The following is an 18,860-nucleotide window of genomic DNA, read 5'->3' as shown; positions in this document are numbered from 1 at the left end:
CCTATGCGTCAACTGCTTCGTTGTTTGATTTGAAAACACGGATTTTTTTTCCATCATCTAATTTTTTAATTCCGACTCTGTCAGCTTTTTGAGTCAAGTTATTAAGTAAAGCAACATTAGAAATATTAAGTGGCATTTCTTTACCTACGATTCCACCTTGAATATTTTTTGCAGGATTTGGTTTGGTGTGTTTTTTTACCATATTCAAACCTTCAACCACAACATGTCCTGTTTTAAGTACGCTTAAAACAACACCTTGTTTACCTTTGTCTTTACCTGTATTTAAAATGACTTTGTCACCTTTACGAATTTTGTTCATCCGTATGCTCCTATAAAACTTCTGGTGCTAATGAAACGATCTTCATGAACCGTTCTGTTCTCAATTCGCGAGTTACAGGTCCAAAAATACGTGTTCCAATAGGTTCTAATTTAGCGTTTAAAAGAACGGCGGCATTTGCATCAAATTTAATTAAAGACCCATCTGGTCTTCTAACGCCTTTTGCTGTTCTCACAACAACTGCGGTATAAACCTCTCCTTTTTTGACTCTGCCTCTAGGAGCTGCGTCTTTAATACTTACTTTGATGATGTCACCAATACTTGCATAACGTCGTTTTGAGCCGCCCAATACCTTAATGCACATTACTGAGCGTGCGCCAGTATTGTCAGCAATTTCTAATCTTGACTGCATTTGAATCATGAATTTATCTCCAACTTAATCCGTTATTGCTAAGGCCAGCTTTTTAATTAGCCGATATACTACGGTCAGTATTGGGGGGTTAGCTTATAAACTTATAGTTTATGAACCCCAAAAAAGTCTCGCATTATATGCTATTTATTTCTTATTCTCAACTTCTTATAACTAAACTTGAACTGCTTTTGTAACTATTTTACTAACGACCCATGATTTAGTTTTTGAAATAGGGCGATTTTCTGTAATAACAACCAAATCACCTTCCTTACTTTCATTTTTTTCATCATGCGCGTGAAATTTATTTGACTTAACAATTACCTTGCCAATTAAAGGATGTTTTACTTTTCTTTCAACCAATACAGTCACTGTCTTGTCCATCTTGTCGCTGACAACTCTGCCCGTAAAGGTTCTAACAACTTTTTTTGTATCCGTCATATTTAAGCCTGTTTAACTTTCTCGCCAAGAACTGTTTTCACTCTTGCGATATCACGTTTAATTTTCGCAATTTGATCAACCTTGTTTAATTGTTGGGTTGCCAATTGCATTCTTAATGAGAACTGAGCTCTTCTTAACTCTAATAACTCGGTACCTAATTCTTCAGTTGTCTTTTTTCTTAAATCAGCTGTTTTCATATTAGCCTCCGATATGACGAGTAATAAAGGTTGTTTCAATTGGAAGCTTAGCTGCTGCTAATTTAAATGCTTCTCTCGCTAATGCTTCAGTCACTCCATCCATCTCATATAACATTTTGCCAGGCTGAATTTGAGCTACGTAGTACTCGGTACTGCCTTTACCGTTACCCATACGAACTTCAGCAGGTTTTTTTGAAATTGGTTGATCTGGGAATATACGAATCCATACTCGGCCACCACGCTTAATGTGACGCGTCATCACTCGACGTGCAGCTTCAATCTGACGCGCTGTTAGACGTCCTCGTCCAATAGCTTTCAAACCGAAATCACCGAAACTTACTTTGTTTCCTGTCGTTGCAATGCCTTTGTTTCGGCCTTTTTGCATCTTACGAAATTTTTGTCTAGCCGGTTGTAACATCTTTAGCCCTCGACTTTCTCACTTTTTTTTCTGGTTCTTGTGCTGTTGTTTCGTCTTTTTTTACTCTTGGTTTTCTAAGTTTTTTTTCTTCTGCAGCTTTTTCAATTGCTGGATTTGCAGCATCTAATGTCTGTGAAGTTTCTTTTGTATTGTCTACGAATAACTCACCTTTAAAGACCCATACTTTTATACCAATAATTCCATAAGTCGTCTTCGCTTCGGCCACACCGTAATCTATATCAGCTCTTAATGTATGAAGAGGCACTCTGCCTTCTCTATACCATTCTGTTCTTGCAATCTCAATACCATTTAATCGGCCAGCACTCATAATTTTGATACCTTGAGCCCCTAGCCTCATTGCGTTCTGCATTGCTCTTTTCATAGCACGTCTAAACATCACACGTTTTTCTAATTGCTGGGCAATACTTTGTGCAATTAACGTTGCATCGATTTCTGGTTTACGTACTTCCTCAATATTCAAATGAACCGGAACGCCCATAAGCGCCTGTAAACTTGATCTTAATGTTTCAATATCTTCACCTTTTTTCCCAATTACAATTCCAGGCCTTGCTGAGTAAATTGTAATCTTTGCATTTTTGGCTGGTCGCTCAATAACAATTTTACTTACCGCAGCATTTGCTAATTTTTTATTTAAAAATTCTCTGACCTTAATGTCATTGTTCAACATTGCAGGAAAATTTTTACTATTAGCATACCAACGTGATGTCCAGTTTTTCTGAACACTTAAGCGGAAACCAATTGGATGAATTTTTTGACCCATATTTTTTTCTCTTTAGTTGCCGACTGTCACTTTAATGTGACAAGTTGGTTTTGTTATTTTCCCTGCACGGCCTTTAGCGCGAGCACGGATACGTTTTAAAATAATGCCTTTATCTACATAAATTGTTTTAATAAACAATTCATCTATATCAGCCCCATTATTGTGTTCAGCATTTGCAATTGCGGACTCTACTACTCGCTTAATAATTTCTGCACCTTTTTTTGGGCTGAAATTAAGAATGTTAAGCGCGTAATCTACTTTTTTTCCCCTTACTAAATCAGCAACTAATCTTGCCTTCTGGGGTGATAAACGAACACCTTTTAGAACTGCTGAAACTTCGGTAGCCATTTTATACCTTAGCCTTTCTGTCAGCAGCGTGACCTTTAAAGGTTCTTGTTAGTGCAAATTCACCTAACTTATGTCCAATCATATTTTCTGTAATCATTACAGGTACATGTTGTTTTCCATTATGGATTGCAATGGTAAGACCAATGAAGCTAGGTAAGATCGTTGATCTTCTTGACCAGGTTTTAATTGGCTTACGATCGCGATTACCTGAGGCAACCTCAACTTTCTTTGCCAAATGTGCATCAATGAATGGTCCTTTTTTAACTGAACGTGCCATATTTATTACCTCTTATTCGCTGGACGACGACTGACGCGCATATTGTCAGTACGTTTATTTGTTCTTGTTCGATAGCCTTTAGTTGGAGTTCCCCAAGGGCTCACTGGATGCATACCAGCCGCAGTTTTTCCTTCACCACCACCATGTGGGTGATCAACAGGATTCATCACTACACCGCGCACTGTTGGTCTAACGCCTCTCCATCTCATAGCACCTGCTTTACCAATAGATCTTAGAGAATGTTCTTCGTTACCGACTTCACCTAAAGTTGCTTTGCAATCTACATGTACTTTTCTTACTTCGCCTGAACGAAGTCTTAATTGAGCATATGTACCTTCTCTTGCTAAAAGCTGCACAGAAGTTCCAGCAGAGCGAGCTATTTGCGCACCTTTGCCAGGCTGTAGTTCGATACAGTGGATAGTGCTACCTACAGGAATGTTTCTTAATGGCATAGCATTACCATTTTTAACGGGCGCTTCCGAGCCACTTATTAACTCAGCACCTACAGCTACACCTTTAGGAGCAATAATGTATCTTCTTTCACCATCTGCATATAAAAGAAGTGCAATATTTGCAGTTCTATTTGGATCGTATTCAAGATGCTCTACTTTTGCAGGAATGCCATCTTTATTTCGTTTGAAATCAATCATTCGATAATTTTGTTTATGGCCGCCACCATGATGACGAATTGTAATAACACCACGGCTATTTCTTCCGGCATGCTTATTCTTTTTTTCAACTAAAGGTGCGAAGGGTTTGCCTTTGTGTAGGTCTGGATTAACAACCTTAACAACTGCGCGTCTTCCTGGGGAGGTTGGTTTTACTTTAACTAAAGCCATTTTTTATCCTTATTCACCGCTCGCAAAATTAATCTCTTGGCCTGGTTTAAGACTTACGTAAGCCTTCTTCCAATCATTTCTTTTACCAAATGAACGGCCTGCTCTTTTTACCTTGCCACCTACATTGAGTAATGTCACAGCCTTTACTTCAACTTTAAACATTAATTCAACAGCAGCTTTAATTTCTGATTTAGTCGCATCAGTTCTTACTTTGAATGCCACTTGATTATATTTGTCAGCAATGAATGTTGCTTTCTCAGTAATTTGTGGCGCTAAAATAACTTGAATAATACGATCTTGTGTATGAACTATTTGACTCACGCTAGCATCTCCTCAAGTTTTTTAAGTGCACCAGCTGTGGCCACAACATTTGGAAACTGAACTAAACTTACTGGGTCAGCATATTGCGCTTCTACAACCATTACGTTAGTTAAATTCCTTGATGATAAATATAAATTTTCATCAAACGCATCTGTTAAAACTAAAACACCTTGCGTATATCCCATGTCTTTAATTTTATCGACAAGTTGTTTTGTCTTTGGCGTTTCAACTTTAAATTCCTCAACGATACTTAATCTCTCTTGTCTTACCAATTCAGACAAAATAGATCTCATACCAACGCGATATGCTTTACGATTCATTTTGTGAGAGAAATTTTCATCAGGTGAATTTGGGAATGTTCTGCCACCTCCACGCCATATAGGGCTTGAAGTCATACCAGAACGAGCATTGCCTGTACCTTTTTGTGCGTAAGGCTTGCGAGTACTGTGTTTTACAGTACCTCTTGTTTTTTGTGAGCGAGTTGCAACTCGTGCATTTGCCATATATGCAACAACCAACTGATGAACAAGCGCCTCATTAAATTCTCGGCCAAATGTTGCATCAGAAACTGTGACGCTTTTCTTAGCGGACTTTCCGTTTTTATCAAGTAATTTTAATTCCATTATTTGCTCACTTTCACAGCTGCGCGAACTAAAACATCGCCGCCTTTGGAGCCTGGAACCGCCCCTCTAATTAGGATTAGATTTTTTGTAGTATCAACACGAACAATTTCCAAGTTCTGTGTAGTTACTCTCACAGCACCTAAATGACCAGACATGCGCTTTCCTGGGAAAACTCGACCTGGATCTTGAGCCATACCGATTGAACCTGGAACATTATGTGATCTTGAGTTACCGTGTGATGCTCGATTTGATCTGAAATGATGTCTTTTTATAACGCCAGCATAACCTTTACCAATTGATGTACCTGTAACATCAACAAGCTGGCCTTCTTTGAAATTTTCTACAGTGATATTTGTCCCTAAAGGGAAATTCGCTACATCTTCTTCTTTGATTGCAGTTTCGTGTAAGCCAGTACCTGCTGTTACACCTGCTTTAGCGTAATGTCCTGTAAGTGCTTTATCAAGCTTAGTAGCTTTTGTTGCACCATAGGCTAGCTGGAGGCTAGTATAGCCGTCCGAAGCGATTGTTTTGATCTGTGTCACGCGGTTAGGTAAGACTTCAAGAACTGTTACAGGAATGCTAGTGCCATCCTCTGTAAATACCCTTGTCATACCCACTTTGCGACCAATAAGCGCTAAGCTCATGATCGTATCCTTAAATTATTATTATTAAACGAAACCGATTACAATTGACCGATTTCTACAAAGAGCGCGAAATTATACCTAACGCTTTAAAATTTTACAACTTAATTTCTACATCAACTCCAGCAGCCAAATCCAGTTTCATTAAAGCATCTACTGTTTTATCTGTAGGATCTATGATATCCATCAATCTCTGATGAGTTCTTATTTCAAATTGATCTCGCGACGTTTTATTGACGTGTGGCGATCTTAAAATATCAAATCTTTCGATTCGAGTAGGAAGCGGAACAGGTCCCTTAACAACAGCTCCTGTCCTTTTTGCTGTTTCAACGATCTCTTGGGCTGATTGATCGATTAAACGATAATCAAATGCCTTCAAACGTATACGAATTTTCTGACTTTGCATTTTTTACTACCTTTCCAAAGAGCGAATACCTTACGGTATTAATTTTAAAAAACTATTCAATCACCTTAGCAACAACACCAGCGCCTACTGTGCGGCCACCTTCACGAATCGCAAAACGTAAACCTTCTTCCATCGCGATTGGTGCAATGAGTGTTACTGTGATTGACACGTTGTCACCTGGCATCACCATTTCTGTGCCTGCTGGTAAATCAACAGCGCCTGTTACGTCTGTTGTTCTGAAGTAGAACTGTGGGCGGTAACCATTGAAGAATGGTGTATGACGACCACCTTCATCTTTACCAAGCACATAGATCTCTGCAGCGAATTTTGTATGTGGTGTGATTGAACCTGCTTTAGCTAATACTTGACCACGTTCAACTTCTTCACGTTTTGTACCACGTAACAACACACCTACGTTGTCGCCTGCTTGACCTTGGTCAAGTAACTTACGGAACATTTCAACGCCTGTACATGTTGTTTTAAGTGTAGGTTTGATACCTACGATTTCAATTTCATCGCCCACTTTAACAATACCGCGCCCAACACGACCCGTTACTACAGTACCGCGACCTGAGATTGAGAACACATCTTCAACTGGCATTAAGAATGCACCGTCGATTGCACGTTCTGGCATTGGTATATAAGAATCAAGTGCTTCAGCTAATTTAAAGATTGATGGCTCACCAATTTCAGATTGGTCACCTTCGAGTGCTAATTTTGCAGAACCTATCACGATTGGCGTTTTGTCGCCTGGGAAGTCATATTTCGTTAAAAGGTCACGTACTTCCATTTCAACGAGCTCTAATAATTCTTTGTCATCCACCATGTCTGCTTTATTTAAGAAGACCACAATGTAAGGCACGCCTACTTGGCGAGCTAAAAGGATATGTTCACGAGTTTGAGGCATTGGGCCGTCAGCTGCTGAACATACAAGGATTGCGCCGTCCATCTGCGCTGCACCTGTAATCATATTTTTAACATAGTCAGCATGGCCTGGGCAGTCAACGTGCGCATAATGGCGATTCGCTGTTTCGTATTCTACGTGGGCTGTATTAATTGTAATACCACGTGCTTTTTCTTCTGGCGCCGCATCAATTTGATCGTAAGCCTTAGCTTCTCCGCCAAATTTCTTAGCAAGAATCGTTGTGATTGCCGCTGTAAGTGTTGTCTTACCATGGTCAACGTGACCAATTGTGCCAACGTTCACATGGGGTTTGGTACGTTCAAATTTGCCTTTTGCCATAATGTTATATCCTTAAATTTTTAACTTATTTTTTGTTAACAACTGCTTCTGCTACGTTTCTTGGTGCTTCTGTGTAATGCTTAAATTCCATCGAATATGTCGCTCTACCTTGAGATAGGGAACGCATGGTTGTTGAATATCCAAACATCTCTGCTAAAGGAACTTCAGCGCGAACAACTTTGCCAGATGCATTATCTTCCATACCTTGAATCATGCCACGTCTAGATGAAAGGTCGCCCATCAAATCACCAAAATAATCCTCAGGTGTTTCTACCTCAACTGCCATCATAGGCTCAAGAAGGATAGGGTCCGCTTTGCGCATTCCGTCTTTAAATGCCATCGAAGCTGCCATTTTAAATGCATTTTCATTTGAGTCAACATCATGGTATGAACCATCAAATAAAGTAACTTTGACATCTACAACTGGATAACCAGCAACTACACCTGCAGGAAGTGTTTCGCGTAATCCTTTTTCAACCGCAGGAATGAACTCACGAGGCACTGATCCACCTTTAATTGCATCAATAAATTCAAAACCTTTACCCGGTTCATTTGGCTCCATTTTCAGCCATACATGACCATACTGACCCTTACCACCAGATTGTTTTACAAATTTACCTTCAATTTCAACTGATTTCTTGATAGCCTCTCTGTAAGCCACTTGCGGTGCACCTACATTAGCTTCAACACCAAATTCTCTTCTCATTCGATCTACAAGAATTTCTAAATGGAGCTCGCCCATGCCGGAAATAATTGTTTGATTTGTTTCTTCATCTGTCTTCACTCTAAATGAAGGATCTTCTTGAGCAAGTCTATTTAAAGCTATACCCATTTTCTCTTGATCGGCTTTTGTTTTAGGTTCAACTGCAACGTGAATAACAGGCTCAGGGAAAATCATTCTTTCAAGAACAACTTCATTGTTAATATCACATAAAGTGTCGCCTGTTGTTGCTTCTTTAAGTCCGACGGCTGCCGCAATGTCGCCAGCACGAACTTCTTTCAATTCTTCACGCTGATTTGCGTGCATTTGAAGAATACGGCCAATACGTTCTTTACGGCCTTTAATTGGGTTATAAATGGTATCGCCTGATTTAATAACGCCTGAATATACGCGGAAGAAAATAAGCTGACCTACAAAAGGGTCTGTCATGATTTTAAATGCTAACGCTGAGAAAGGTTCATCATCAGAGGCTTTGCGAGTTGTGGGTTGGCCCTTGGCATCTTCACATACGAGCGCTGCAACATCAGTAGGGGCAGGCAAATACTCAATCACTGCGTCCAACATAGCTTGCACACCCTTATTTTTAAAGGCTGATCCACATAACATAGGCACAATTTCAAAATTAATCGTTCTAATGCGCAATCCTTTTTTAATATCTTCTTCGCTTAAATCACCAGTTTCCAAATATTTATTCATTAATTCTTCATTGGCTTCTGCGGCGGCTTCGAGCATTTTTTCGCGCCATTCTTTACATGTATCAACTAAGTCTGCAGGAATATCGCGATAATCAAATTTCATACCTTGAGATGATTCATCCCAATAAACAGCTTTCATTTTAATAAGATCAATCACACCTTCAAATTTTTCTTCAGCGCCAATAGGGACCTGAAGTGCAATTGGATTTGCTTTTAAACGTAAGCGCATTTGATCGTAAACTTTAAAAAAGTTTGCGCCGGCTCTGTCCATTTTATTTACAAAAGCTAAACGTGGAACTTTATATTTGTTTGCTTGACGCCATACAGTTTCTGATTGAGGCTGAACACCACCTACTGCACAATAAACCATACAAGCACCATCAAGAACTCGCATTGATCGCTCCACTTCAATAGTGAAGTCTACGTGTCCTGGGGTATCAATAATATTAATTCGATGCTGGTCAAATTGACCTGCCATACCCTTCCAGAAGCAAGTTGTTGCTGCTGAAGTAATCGTAATGCCTCGCTCTTGCTCTTGCTCCATCCAGTCCATGGTTGCGGCACCATCGTGCACTTCACCAATCTTATGGTTCACCCCAGTGTAAAAAAGAATACGCTCAGTTGTTGTAGTTTTACCTGCATCAATATGAGCACTAATTCCTATATTTCTGTATCGATTAATGGGGGTTATGCGAGCCACTTTAGAATTACCTTTTAATTAATTAAGTTTAGAAACGGAAATGTGAGAACGCTTTATTAGCTTCTGCCATTCTGTGAACTTCTTCACGTTTTTTCATTGCGGCGCCTTTATTTTCAGAAGCTTCTACAATTTCTGCTGCTAAACGTAAATCCATTGATTTTTCACCTCTTTTACGTGCTGCATCTCTTAGCCATCTCATAGCTAGAGCCACACGTCTTGAAGGTCTTACTTCGACAGGTACTTGATAGTTAGCACCACCTACACGCCGACTTTTTACTTCAACAACTGGTCTTAAATTTGTTAATGCGAGAGAGAATACTTCAATAGGGTCTTTTCCGCTTTTCGTTTTAATTTGATCGAATGCGCCGTAAATTAATCTTTCGGCAACGGATTTTTTTCCGCTCGTCATTAATACATTCACAAATTTAGAAACTTCTTGGCTTCCGAATTTTGGATCTTGAAGGATGATTCTTTTGGGAACTTCTCTACGTCTTGGCATAATATGTTTACCTTAATTTAGTATTCTAAAAAACTTATTCTTTAGGTCGCTTAGCGCCGTATTTAGATCGAGACTGTTTACGATCTTTAACACCGGCTGTATCCAGACTTCCTCGAACCATATGGTAACGAACGCCTGGTAAGTCTTTTACACGGCCGCCTCTTAATAGAACAACAGAGTGTTCTTGTAAATTATGGCCTTCTCCACCGATATAACTAATCACTTCGTAACCATTCGTCAAACGAACTTTAGCCACTTTACGCAAAGCGGAGTTTGGTTTTTTTGGAGTTGTTGTGTAAACACGCGTACACACACCTCTTTTTTGAGGTGAAGCTTCAAGAGCTGGAACCTTGCTCTTACTTTCAACTTTTTTTCGTGGTTTACGAATTAACTGATTAATTGTTGGCATCGCCTAAATCCTTAAATTTCTAAATTACTATTGATGATGACTTTATTAGAGTCCCCGCTAAACGCGAAGATCCCAAAAAGCCGCAAATTGTATTTTGGTTCCTGCATAATGTCAACCTATCATTCAGTCGGCGCTTCAATTTCAGGGCTAGTTTCCTGTGCCACTTCCATTGGAGTATCGATCTGATCGAGAGGTACCTCAACAGGGTCCATACTTTCCCCAGCAGCTGCAGCTTTTCTTGATTCATGATAAGCCAAACCTGTACCTGCAGGGATTAAACGACCAACGATTACATTCTCTTTAAGTCCTCTTAATTCATCACGCTTGCCTAAAATTGCTGCTTCAGTGAGAACACGAGTTGTTTCTTGGAACGAAGCCGCTGAAATAAATGAGTCTGTAGATAACGATGCTTTAGTAATACCTAAAAGCACATATTCATACTCAGCAGGTTTTTTGTCTTGTGACATTATCGATTCATTTTCAGTTAACAATTCAGCTCTTTCGACTTGTTCACCTTGAATAAATGAAGTGTCTCCTGCATCAGTGACACGAACACGTCTTAACATTTGTCTAACAATAACTTCAATGTGTTTGTCATTAATTTTTACACCTTGCAATCTATAAACATCTTGAACTTCATCGATAATATATCTTGCTAAAGCTTCCCTACCTTGAAGGCGAAGAATATCTTGCGGATCCGCTGGTCCGTCCACAATAGTTTCACCTTTAGTGACAACTTGACCATCATGCGCTGTCACATGTTTGTCTTTAGGAATTAAAAACTCTTTTGAAACACCTTCAAGATCTGTAATCACAAGTCTTTGTTTACCTTTGGTGTCTTTACCAAATGAAACTGTACCTGTACTTTCAGCTAACATACCTGCGTCTTTTGGAGATCTTGCTTCAAATAATTCAGCAACTCTTGGAAGACCACCGGTGATATCTCGCGTCTTAGAAGATTCTTGTGGAATACGAGCAATCACATCGCCCACTTTTACTTCTTGAGAATCTTTTACAGTAATGATGTAACCGAGCTGGAAAGTTACGTTAACAGATATATCGCTACCCGCTAATTTAACTTCATTGCCAGATGTGTCTAAGATTTTGATTTGCGGTCTTAAGCCTTTTGACTGACCTGCACGTTGCTTAGGATCAATCACAACTAATGATGATAAGCCTGTGACATCATCAATTTGTTTTGCAACTGTAATACCTTCTTCAACGTTTTCAAATTTAACCTGTCCAGCATACTCAGAAATAATTGGGCGTGTATGAGGATCCCATGTTGCAAGAACGCCACCTGCTTTAATAGGTTTGCCATCTTGTACAACTAGGTTTGCACCATAAGGAACTTTATGACGTTCTCTTTCGCGACCACTTTCATCTTGAATAATCAACTCACCATTACGTGAAATAACAACCTGCTCATTTCGAGCATTGGTAACGTAACGCATTGTGGATGTAAATTGAATTACGCCATTTGATTTACTTTCAACTTGGCTTACTGATGCTGCTCTAGAAACTGCGCCACCAATATGGAAGGTTCTCATTGTTAATTGTGTGCCAGGTTCACCGATAGATTGCGCTGCAATAACACCGATAGACTCACCTTGACTAATCAATTTACCGCGACCTAAATCACGACCATAACATTGAGAACAAATACCATGTCTTGTTTCGCATGTAAGTGCAGTTCTCACTTTCACTTCATCAATACCAAGTGCATCAATTTTCTCAACATGATCTTCTTCAAGGAGCGTACCTTTTGAATAAATCACTTCTTGAGTTTCTGGATGGTAAATATCGAGGGCATTTACACGACCCAAAATACGATCGCTTAATGGCTCAACAACTTCACCACCTTTGATAAGCGCTTTCGTAACTAAACCGTCTTCTGTGCCGCAATCGTGCTGTGTTACAACAAGATCTTGAGTTACATCAACTAAACGTCTAGTTAAATAACCTGAGTTAGCTGTTTTCAATGCTGTATCTGCAAGACCTTTTCGTGCACCGTGCGTCGAAATAAAATATTGAAGAACATTTAAGCCATCTCGGAAATTAGCAGTAATTGGTGTCTCAATAATTGAGCCATCAGGCCTTGCCATCAAACCTCGCATACCTGCAAGCTGTCTTACTTGAGCTGCAGATCCTCGAGCGCCCGAATCAGCCATCATATAAATTGCATTGAATGATTCTTGATAAAGATCTTTACCATCTTTGCCTTTTACATTTTCACCAGCATCATTTTTAACAGGCTCTTCCTTAAGACGCTTCATCATTGCGTCAGCAACTTTGTCACCTGCACGGCCCCATATATCAACTACTTTGTTATATCTTTCACCTTGGGTAACCAAGCCTGAGATGTATTGATTTTCAATTTCCTTAACTTCAGCTTCAGCAGCTTCAATGAGCTGCTCTTTTTCTGGAGGAACAAGCATGTCATGAATGCTGATTGAGATACCTGCTTTTGTGGCATAGGTATAACCCATGTACATTAGTTTGTCTGCGAGAATTACTGTCTCTCTGATGCCGACACGTCTAAAACCTGCATTAATTAATTTTGAAATTTCTTTTTTCTTTAATGCTTTATTAATTAAATCAAAAGAAAGTCCTGCTGGAAGAATTTCAGAAAGTATTGCTCTTCCAACCGTAGTCTCATATCGATTTATTTTGTCAGTTGTTGTGCCGTCTAGACCTAATTCAGTTTCTTTAATGCGAACTGTGACGCGCGCATGAAGATCAACCAGCCCACTATCAAAAGCACGATGAACTTCTGCTACATCACTAAATTTCATACCTTCACCGCGTGCAGCGATTTTGTCTCTCGTCATGTAATAAAGACCAAGCACGATATCTTGTGATGGAACAATAATTGGTTCGCCATTGGCTGGAGATAAAACGTTATTAGATGCAAGCATTAAAGTTCTTGCTTCCATTTGAGCCTCAAGAGATAAAGGCACATGCACTGCCATTTGGTCACCGTCGAAGTCGGCGTTAAATGCAGCACAAACTAAGGGATGCAATTGAATTGCTTTGCCTTCAATTAATATAGGCTCAAATGCTTGAATACCTAAACGATGTAATGTTGGGGCTCTGTTTAATAGAACAGGATGCTCTCTAATTACGTCCTCTAAAATATCCCATACTTCCGGTCCTTCTTCTTCTACTTTTTTCTTTGCAGCTTTAATAGTTGTAGAAAGGCCAAGCACTTCTAATTTATGAAAAATAAATGGTTTAAATAACTCAAGTGCCATTTTCTTCGGCAAACCACATTGGTGAAGTTTTAATTGTGGTCCAACAACAATCACTGAACGTCCTGAATAATCAACACGCTTACCTAAAAGATTTTGTCTAAATCGGCCACCCTTACCTTTAATCATATCGGCAAGAGATTTCAATGGTCTCTTGTTAGCACCTGTCATAACCTTGCCACGTCTTCCATTATCAAGAAGTGAATCAACTGCTTCTTGTAACATACGCTTTTCATTTCTAACAATAATTTCTGGCGCCTTAAGATCTAATAATCTTCTTAAACGATTATTTCTGTTAATCACTCGGCGATACAAATCATTCAAGTCTGATGTAGCAAATCTTCCGCCATCAAGAGGTACTAAAGGTCTTAACTCAGGAGGGAGCACAGGAAGAATTTCTAGAATCATCCATTCAGGTTTAATGCCTGACTTCTGGAATGCTTCAAGCACTTTTAAACGCTTAGCAATTTTTTTAATTTTTGCTTCTGAACCTGTCTCAGCTAATTCAGTTCTTAATTTTTCAATTTCACTATTAATATCGAGTGACTTAAGCAATTCTTTAATTGCTTCAGCGCCCATCACTGCGGTAAATTCATCGCCAAACTCTTCTATTTTTGCAAGATAGTCATCTTCGGTAAGAAGTTGTCCTCTTGTTAAAGGAGTCATGCCAGGATCAACAACAATAAATGCTTCAAAATAAAGAACGCGTTCAATATCTCTCAAAGCAATATCAAGCACCATACCTAAACGACTTGGCAAGCTCTTTAAGAACCAAATATGTGCAACTGGACTTGCTAAATCAATATGACCCATGCGCTCACGACGCACTTTTGATAAGGTAACTTCAACACCACATTTTTCACAAATGACACCTCGGTGTTTAAGTCGTTTATATTTACCGCAAAGACATTCGTAATCTTTAATAGGTCCAAATATTTTTGCGCAAAATAAACCATCTCTTTCAGGTTTAAATGTTCTGTAATTGATCGTTTCTGGCTTTTTAACTTCACCATAAGACCATGAACGAATTTTTTCTGGAGATGCTAATGCAATCTTAATTGCATCAAACTCTTCTTCTTGTGTAACCTGTTTAAATAGGTCTAATAAAGCTTTCATCTGTGATCTCCTTAGTTTCTATCGAGGTCAATATCAATAGCTAGTGAACGAATTTCTTTAACCAACACGTTGAATGATTCAGGCATGCCTGCATCAATCTTATGCTCACCCTTCACTATGTTTTCGTATACTTTAGTTCTACCAGCAACATCGTCTGATTTAACAGTCAACATTTCTTGTAAGGTATAAGCAGCGCCGTATGCTTCTAGCGCCCAAACTTCCATCTCACCAAAACGTTGTCCGCCAAATTGCGCTTTACCGCCAAGTGGCTGTTGCGTTACTAGAGAATAAGGTCCTGTTGAACGTGCATGCATTTTGTCATCAACCAAATGATGTAATTTAAGTACGTGCATGTAACCTACTGTGACCGGTCTTTCAAACGCCTCACCTGTGCGGCCATCAAATAATTTAACTTGCGTTTTGTTTGCTGAGAATTGCAACAGTTTTGTTTTTGGATCGTTATCTGGGTAAGCAAGATCTAACATATATTGAATGTCCGACTCAGATGCGCCATCGAACACTGATGTGGCAAATGGAACGCCATTTTTCAAATGCTCAGCAAGCTCTACAACTTCATCATCGTTTAATGACTTAATATCTTCTTTTTTACCTGAAGCATCGTTGTAAATTTGATCTAAAAATTTACGAACTTCAGTAATTTTTACTTCTTCTTTTAGCATTTCTCCGATACGAAGACCTAGGCCTTTAGCTGCCCATCCAAGATGAGTTTCTAAAATTTGGCCAATATTCATTCGAGAAGGAACGCCCAATGGATTTAATACAATATCCAAAGGTGTGCCATCAGCCATGTGTGGCATATCTTCTACAGGAGCAATTTTTGAAACAACACCTTTGTTACCGTGACGTCCAGCCATTTTATCGCCCGACTGAATTCTGCGTTTCACGGCCAAGTAAACCTTAACCATTTTTTGAACGCCCGGAGGGAGCTCATCGCCTTGTGTTAATTTTCGTTTTTTCTCTTCAAAACGTTTGTCGAATTGTTCTTTAGCAGTTGCTAAATTATCTTTCAAACTTTCTAATTGTTTTGAAGCATCGTCGTTACCTAGGCGAATATCAAACCAATCGTATCTATTAATTGAAGCTAGAAAATCTTTAGAGATTTTTTCGCCTTTTTTCAACCCTTTTGGGCCGCCAGTTGCGACTTTGTTTGTAAGTAATCTTTCGATTCTTCCAAAAGTATCATCTTCAACGATTCTTAATTGATCAGCTAGATCTTGTTTGAAGTGTTTTAATTGGTCATCAATAATTTGTTCAGCTCTTGAATCTCTATCAATGCCCTCTCTAGTAAATACTTGAACATCAATAATTGTTCCAGACATGCCTGACGGCACTCTTAAACTTGTATCTTTTACATCAGAAGCCTTTTCACCAAAAATTGCTCTTAAGAGTTTTTCTTCAGGTGTAAGTTGTGTCTCGCCTTTTGGTGTAACTTTACCTACAAGCACATCGCCTGATTCAACTTCAGCGCCAATATAAATAATGCCTGACTCATCCAGTCTTCCAAGCATTCTTTCTGAAAGATTTGAAATGTCACGTGTAATTTCTTCCGGGCCTAATTTTGTATCTCTAGATACAACAGATAATTCTTCGATATGAATCGATGTATATCGATCTTCAGCTACTACACGCTCTGAAATTAAAATCGAATCCTCGAAGTTGTAACCATTCCAAGGCATAAATCCAACAAGCATATTTTGACCAAGTGCTAATTCGCCCACATCTGTTGATGCGCCGTCAGCAATCACATCACCTCTTGCAATTTTATTGCCAATTCTTACAAGCGGTCTTTGATTGATATTGGTATTTTGATTAGATCTTGTGTATTTAGTTAGATTATAAATATCAACGCCAACTTCTCCGTCAGCAGCCTCATCGTCGTTCACGCGAATCACAACACGTCTTGAATCGACATAATCAACAACACCTCCGCGCTTAGCTTGAACTGTTGTGCCAGAATCAGTTGCTACTGTTCTTTCAATACCTGTCCCTACAACTGCTTTCTCTGCTCTCAAGCATGGCACAGCTTGACGCTGCATGTTTGCACCCATAAGCGCACGATTTGCATCGTCGTGTTCTAGAAATGGAATTAATGCGGCTGCCACAGAAACGATTTGGCCAGGAGCTACGTCCATATATTGAATAGGATCTACTGAGGACATCGTAAATTCGTTACGATGACGACATGAAATTAAATCGTCTTGAAAGTGTCCTTTATTATCAAGCTCAGTATTTGCCTGGGCTATAACAAATTCACTTTCTTCAATCGCAGAAAGATAATCTATCTTTGCAGTGACTTTGCCATTTTCAACTCGTCTATAAGGTGTTTCTAAGAAGCCGTATTGATTCGTTCTTGCATAAAGTGCAAGTGAATTAATGAGGCCAATGTTTGGTCCTTCTGGAGTTTCAATTGGACATACGCGGCCATAATGCGTCGAATGAACGTCACGTACCTCGAAGCCAGCACGCTCTCTTGTTAAGCCACCAGGGCCAAGGGCTGAAACTCTTCGCTTGTGCGTAATCTCAGATAATGGATTGGTTTGATCCATAAATTGAGATAGTTGTGAGGAACCAAAGAATTCTCTAATCGCACTTGAGATAGGTTTTGAATTGATTAAGTCATGTGGCATTAAATTGTCTGCCTCAGCTTGGCTTAATCTTTCTTTAACTGCGCGCTCCACTCGAACAAGACCAGTTCTAAATTGATTTTCAACAAGCTCACCAACAGAACGAATTCTTCGATTACCAAGATGGTCAATATCATCTATTTCACCTCGACCATTTCGTAATTCAATCAGAACACCAATCACAGCTAAGATATCATCGTTCGATAAAATATTTGCACCAGTTTCACCTTGAGGGCCTACGCGTTTGTAAAATCTTTGCAACCAATTTGCATGTTGTTCATATGCTTTTGGATGTGCTCTTCGATTAAATTTCATGCGACCTACATTAGATAAATCATATCGGTCTTCATTAAAAAATAATCCTTTAAATAAAGCCTCAACTGCATCTTCAGTTGGTGGCTCGCCAGGTCTCATCATTCGATAAATAGCTACTTTTGCACTGTATTGATCAGGAACTTCATCAGAAGTAAGTGTTTGAGAAATGTAATCGCCATGATCTAAATCATTTGAATAGAGTGTATGAATTTGTCCTACACCCACTTCAATAAATTTATCCAATACTGACTCTGTGATTTCGTCATTTGCGCTAGCAATAACTTCGCCTGTATTTTTATCTACAATTGCTTTTGAAAGTTTGCGGCCCAAAATGAAATCTTTATCTACCGTAATTTTGTTTACGCCTGCTTTTTCCATTTCGCGAATATGTTTAACAGTAATGCGCTTGTCTTTTTGTACAATCACATTTCCTCTTTTGTCAGCGATATCAAACTTAGCAATCTCACCTCTTAGACGATCAGGAACTAATTCAAAATCAATTGATTTAGCAGTCACATGGAATGAATCAAAATCGTAGTATGTTTCTAGAATTTGTTCTGGTGAATAACCTAATGCTTTTAACAAAATTGTGACTGGCATTTTTCTGCGACGATCCACACGGAAATACAAATAATCCTTAGGATCAAATTCGAAATCTAACCAAGAGCCACGATAAGGAATAATTCTTGCTGAAAATAATAACTTTCCAGAGCTGTGCGTTTTGCCTCGGTCATGCTCAAAAAATACGCCAGGACTTCTATGAAGCTGAGATACGATAACTCTCTCGGTACCATTAATAACGAACGAGCCATTATCTGTCATAAGTGGAATTTCACCCATGTACACTTCTTGCTCTTTAATTTCTTTAACTGTTGGTTTTGATGCTTCTTTATCCATAAGAGTTAAACGAACTTTGACTCTTAATGGAACACCATATGTTAAGCCGCGTTGTTGACATTCTTTAACATCAAATGCTTCCTCGCCTAAATTGTAAGTTACAAAATCAAGTCGGGCATTACCGGAATGACTTGTGATAGGAAATACTGAATTGAATGTTGACTGGAGGCCTTCGCTAAGTCTCTGTTCGGCATGCGTATTCTTTTGTAAAAAAGCTGCATAAGACTCAAGCTGCATGGTGAGCAAGTATGGTATATCTTGCACACGCTCTCTTTTAGCAAAACTTTTTCTAATACGTTTTTTTTCAGTAAAGGAATAGCTCATTGCGTCTCCTGGTGTAATTTTCATAAAACAATAAACTTTTCAGATTGAAGAATATTGTTTTATGAAT

General features: G+C 39.1%; 19 protein-coding genes. All 19 read right to left on the bottom strand.

Annotated features, from left to right (window positions below; genetic code table 11):
* Nucleotide 1: 1 nt before the first annotated feature.
* The 19 genes from rplX to rpoB all read right to left on the bottom strand — a co-directional run bounded on the left by rplX (nt 2) and on the right by rpoB (nt 18,793).
* A complete protein-coding gene (gene rplX / locus FIT79_RS01055; protein ID WP_139866888.1) occupies nt 2-319 on the bottom strand; it encodes a 50S ribosomal protein L24 in 318 nt (105 codons plus the stop codon).
* Between the two features lie 10 nt (nt 320-329).
* Nucleotides 330-698: a 50S ribosomal protein L14 gene (rplN, locus tag FIT79_RS01050; protein ID WP_139866886.1), complete on the bottom strand. Its 369-nt coding sequence runs from the start codon at nt 696-698 to the stop codon at nt 330-332.
* Nucleotides 699-860: 162 nt separating this feature from the next.
* Nucleotides 861-1,127, bottom strand: a complete 267-nt coding sequence (gene rpsQ, locus FIT79_RS01045; protein ID WP_139866884.1) for a 30S ribosomal protein S17 — start codon at nt 1,125-1,127, stop codon at nt 861-863.
* 2 nt (nt 1,128-1,129) lie between these two features.
* Nucleotides 1,130-1,324, bottom strand: coding sequence for a 50S ribosomal protein L29 (rpmC, locus tag FIT79_RS01040; RefSeq protein WP_046486982.1), 195 nt, complete (start codon nt 1,322-1,324; stop codon nt 1,130-1,132).
* Nucleotide 1,325: 1 nt separating this feature from the next.
* Nucleotides 1,326-1,742, bottom strand: a complete 417-nt coding sequence (gene rplP, locus FIT79_RS01035) for a 50S ribosomal protein L16 (protein ID WP_046486979.1) — start codon at nt 1,740-1,742, stop codon at nt 1,326-1,328.
* Nucleotides 1,726-2,523, bottom strand: coding sequence for a 30S ribosomal protein S3 (gene rpsC, locus FIT79_RS01030; protein ID WP_139866882.1), 798 nt, complete (start codon nt 2,521-2,523; stop codon nt 1,726-1,728). Before rpsC ends, rplP begins: the two co-directional genes overlap by 17 nt.
* A gap of 12 nt (nt 2,524-2,535) precedes the next feature.
* Complete coding sequence (gene rplV, locus FIT79_RS01025; protein WP_139866880.1) at nt 2,536-2,871, bottom strand: 50S ribosomal protein L22; 336 nt, start codon at nt 2,869-2,871, stop codon at nt 2,536-2,538.
* Between the two features lies 1 nt (nt 2,872).
* Nucleotides 2,873-3,148: a 30S ribosomal protein S19 gene (gene rpsS, locus FIT79_RS01020; protein WP_139866878.1), complete on the bottom strand. Its 276-nt coding sequence runs from the start codon at nt 3,146-3,148 to the stop codon at nt 2,873-2,875.
* A gap of 5 nt (nt 3,149-3,153) precedes the next feature.
* The gene (rplB, locus tag FIT79_RS01015; protein WP_046486966.1) at nt 3,154-3,987 is read right to left on the bottom strand and encodes a 50S ribosomal protein L2; all 834 of its coding nucleotides are present in this window, start codon (nt 3,985-3,987) and stop codon (nt 3,154-3,156) included.
* A 9-nt stretch (nt 3,988-3,996) separates the two neighbouring features.
* Complete coding sequence (gene rplW, locus FIT79_RS01010) at nt 3,997-4,308, bottom strand: 50S ribosomal protein L23 (RefSeq protein WP_139875357.1); 312 nt, start codon at nt 4,306-4,308, stop codon at nt 3,997-3,999.
* Nucleotides 4,305-4,931, bottom strand: a complete 627-nt coding sequence (gene rplD, locus FIT79_RS01005) for a 50S ribosomal protein L4 (protein ID WP_139870006.1) — start codon at nt 4,929-4,931, stop codon at nt 4,305-4,307. The genes rplW and rplD overlap by 4 nt, the downstream gene beginning before the upstream one ends.
* Nucleotides 4,931-5,575 carry a 50S ribosomal protein L3 gene (gene rplC / locus FIT79_RS01000; protein ID WP_139866871.1) on the bottom strand — a complete coding sequence of 215 codons (645 nt, stop codon included), beginning with the start codon at nt 5,573-5,575 and terminating at the stop codon, nt 4,931-4,933. Before rplC ends, rplD begins: the two co-directional genes overlap by 1 nt.
* A gap of 94 nt (nt 5,576-5,669) precedes the next feature.
* Nucleotides 5,670-5,978: a 30S ribosomal protein S10 gene (gene rpsJ / locus FIT79_RS00995; RefSeq protein WP_046486954.1), complete on the bottom strand. Its 309-nt coding sequence runs from the start codon at nt 5,976-5,978 to the stop codon at nt 5,670-5,672.
* Between the two features lie 52 nt (nt 5,979-6,030).
* Complete coding sequence (gene tuf / locus FIT79_RS00990) at nt 6,031-7,221, bottom strand: elongation factor Tu (RefSeq protein WP_139875356.1); 1,191 nt, start codon at nt 7,219-7,221, stop codon at nt 6,031-6,033.
* A 25-nt stretch (nt 7,222-7,246) separates the two neighbouring features.
* Nucleotides 7,247-9,337 carry an elongation factor G gene (fusA, locus tag FIT79_RS00985; protein ID WP_139866867.1) on the bottom strand — a complete coding sequence of 697 codons (2,091 nt, stop codon included), beginning with the start codon at nt 9,335-9,337 and terminating at the stop codon, nt 7,247-7,249.
* A 28-nt stretch (nt 9,338-9,365) separates the two neighbouring features.
* Complete coding sequence (rpsG, locus tag FIT79_RS00980) at nt 9,366-9,836, bottom strand: 30S ribosomal protein S7 (RefSeq protein WP_139866865.1); 471 nt, start codon at nt 9,834-9,836, stop codon at nt 9,366-9,368.
* Nucleotides 9,837-9,870: 34 nt separating this feature from the next.
* Entirely contained in the window at nt 9,871-10,245 is a 375-nt protein-coding gene (rpsL, locus tag FIT79_RS00975) for a 30S ribosomal protein S12 (protein ID WP_139866861.1), read from the bottom strand.
* 119 nt (nt 10,246-10,364) lie between these two features.
* Nucleotides 10,365-14,612, bottom strand: a complete 4,248-nt coding sequence (gene rpoC / locus FIT79_RS00970; protein ID WP_139866859.1) for a DNA-directed RNA polymerase subunit beta' — start codon at nt 14,610-14,612, stop codon at nt 10,365-10,367.
* A gap of 11 nt (nt 14,613-14,623) precedes the next feature.
* A complete protein-coding gene (rpoB, locus tag FIT79_RS00965) occupies nt 14,624-18,793 on the bottom strand; it encodes a DNA-directed RNA polymerase subunit beta (protein ID WP_139875355.1) in 4,170 nt (1,389 codons plus the stop codon).
* Nucleotides 18,794-18,860: the final 67 nt, after the last annotated feature.

Origin of the sequence: Candidatus Methylopumilus universalis (genome assembly GCF_006365315.1) — a bacterium.
Classification (GTDB): Bacteria; Pseudomonadota; Gammaproteobacteria; order Burkholderiales; family Methylophilaceae; genus Methylopumilus; species Methylopumilus universalis.
The sequence above is the reverse complement of the archived record's forward strand: the minus strand, read 5'-3'. Positions and strand labels throughout refer to the sequence as shown.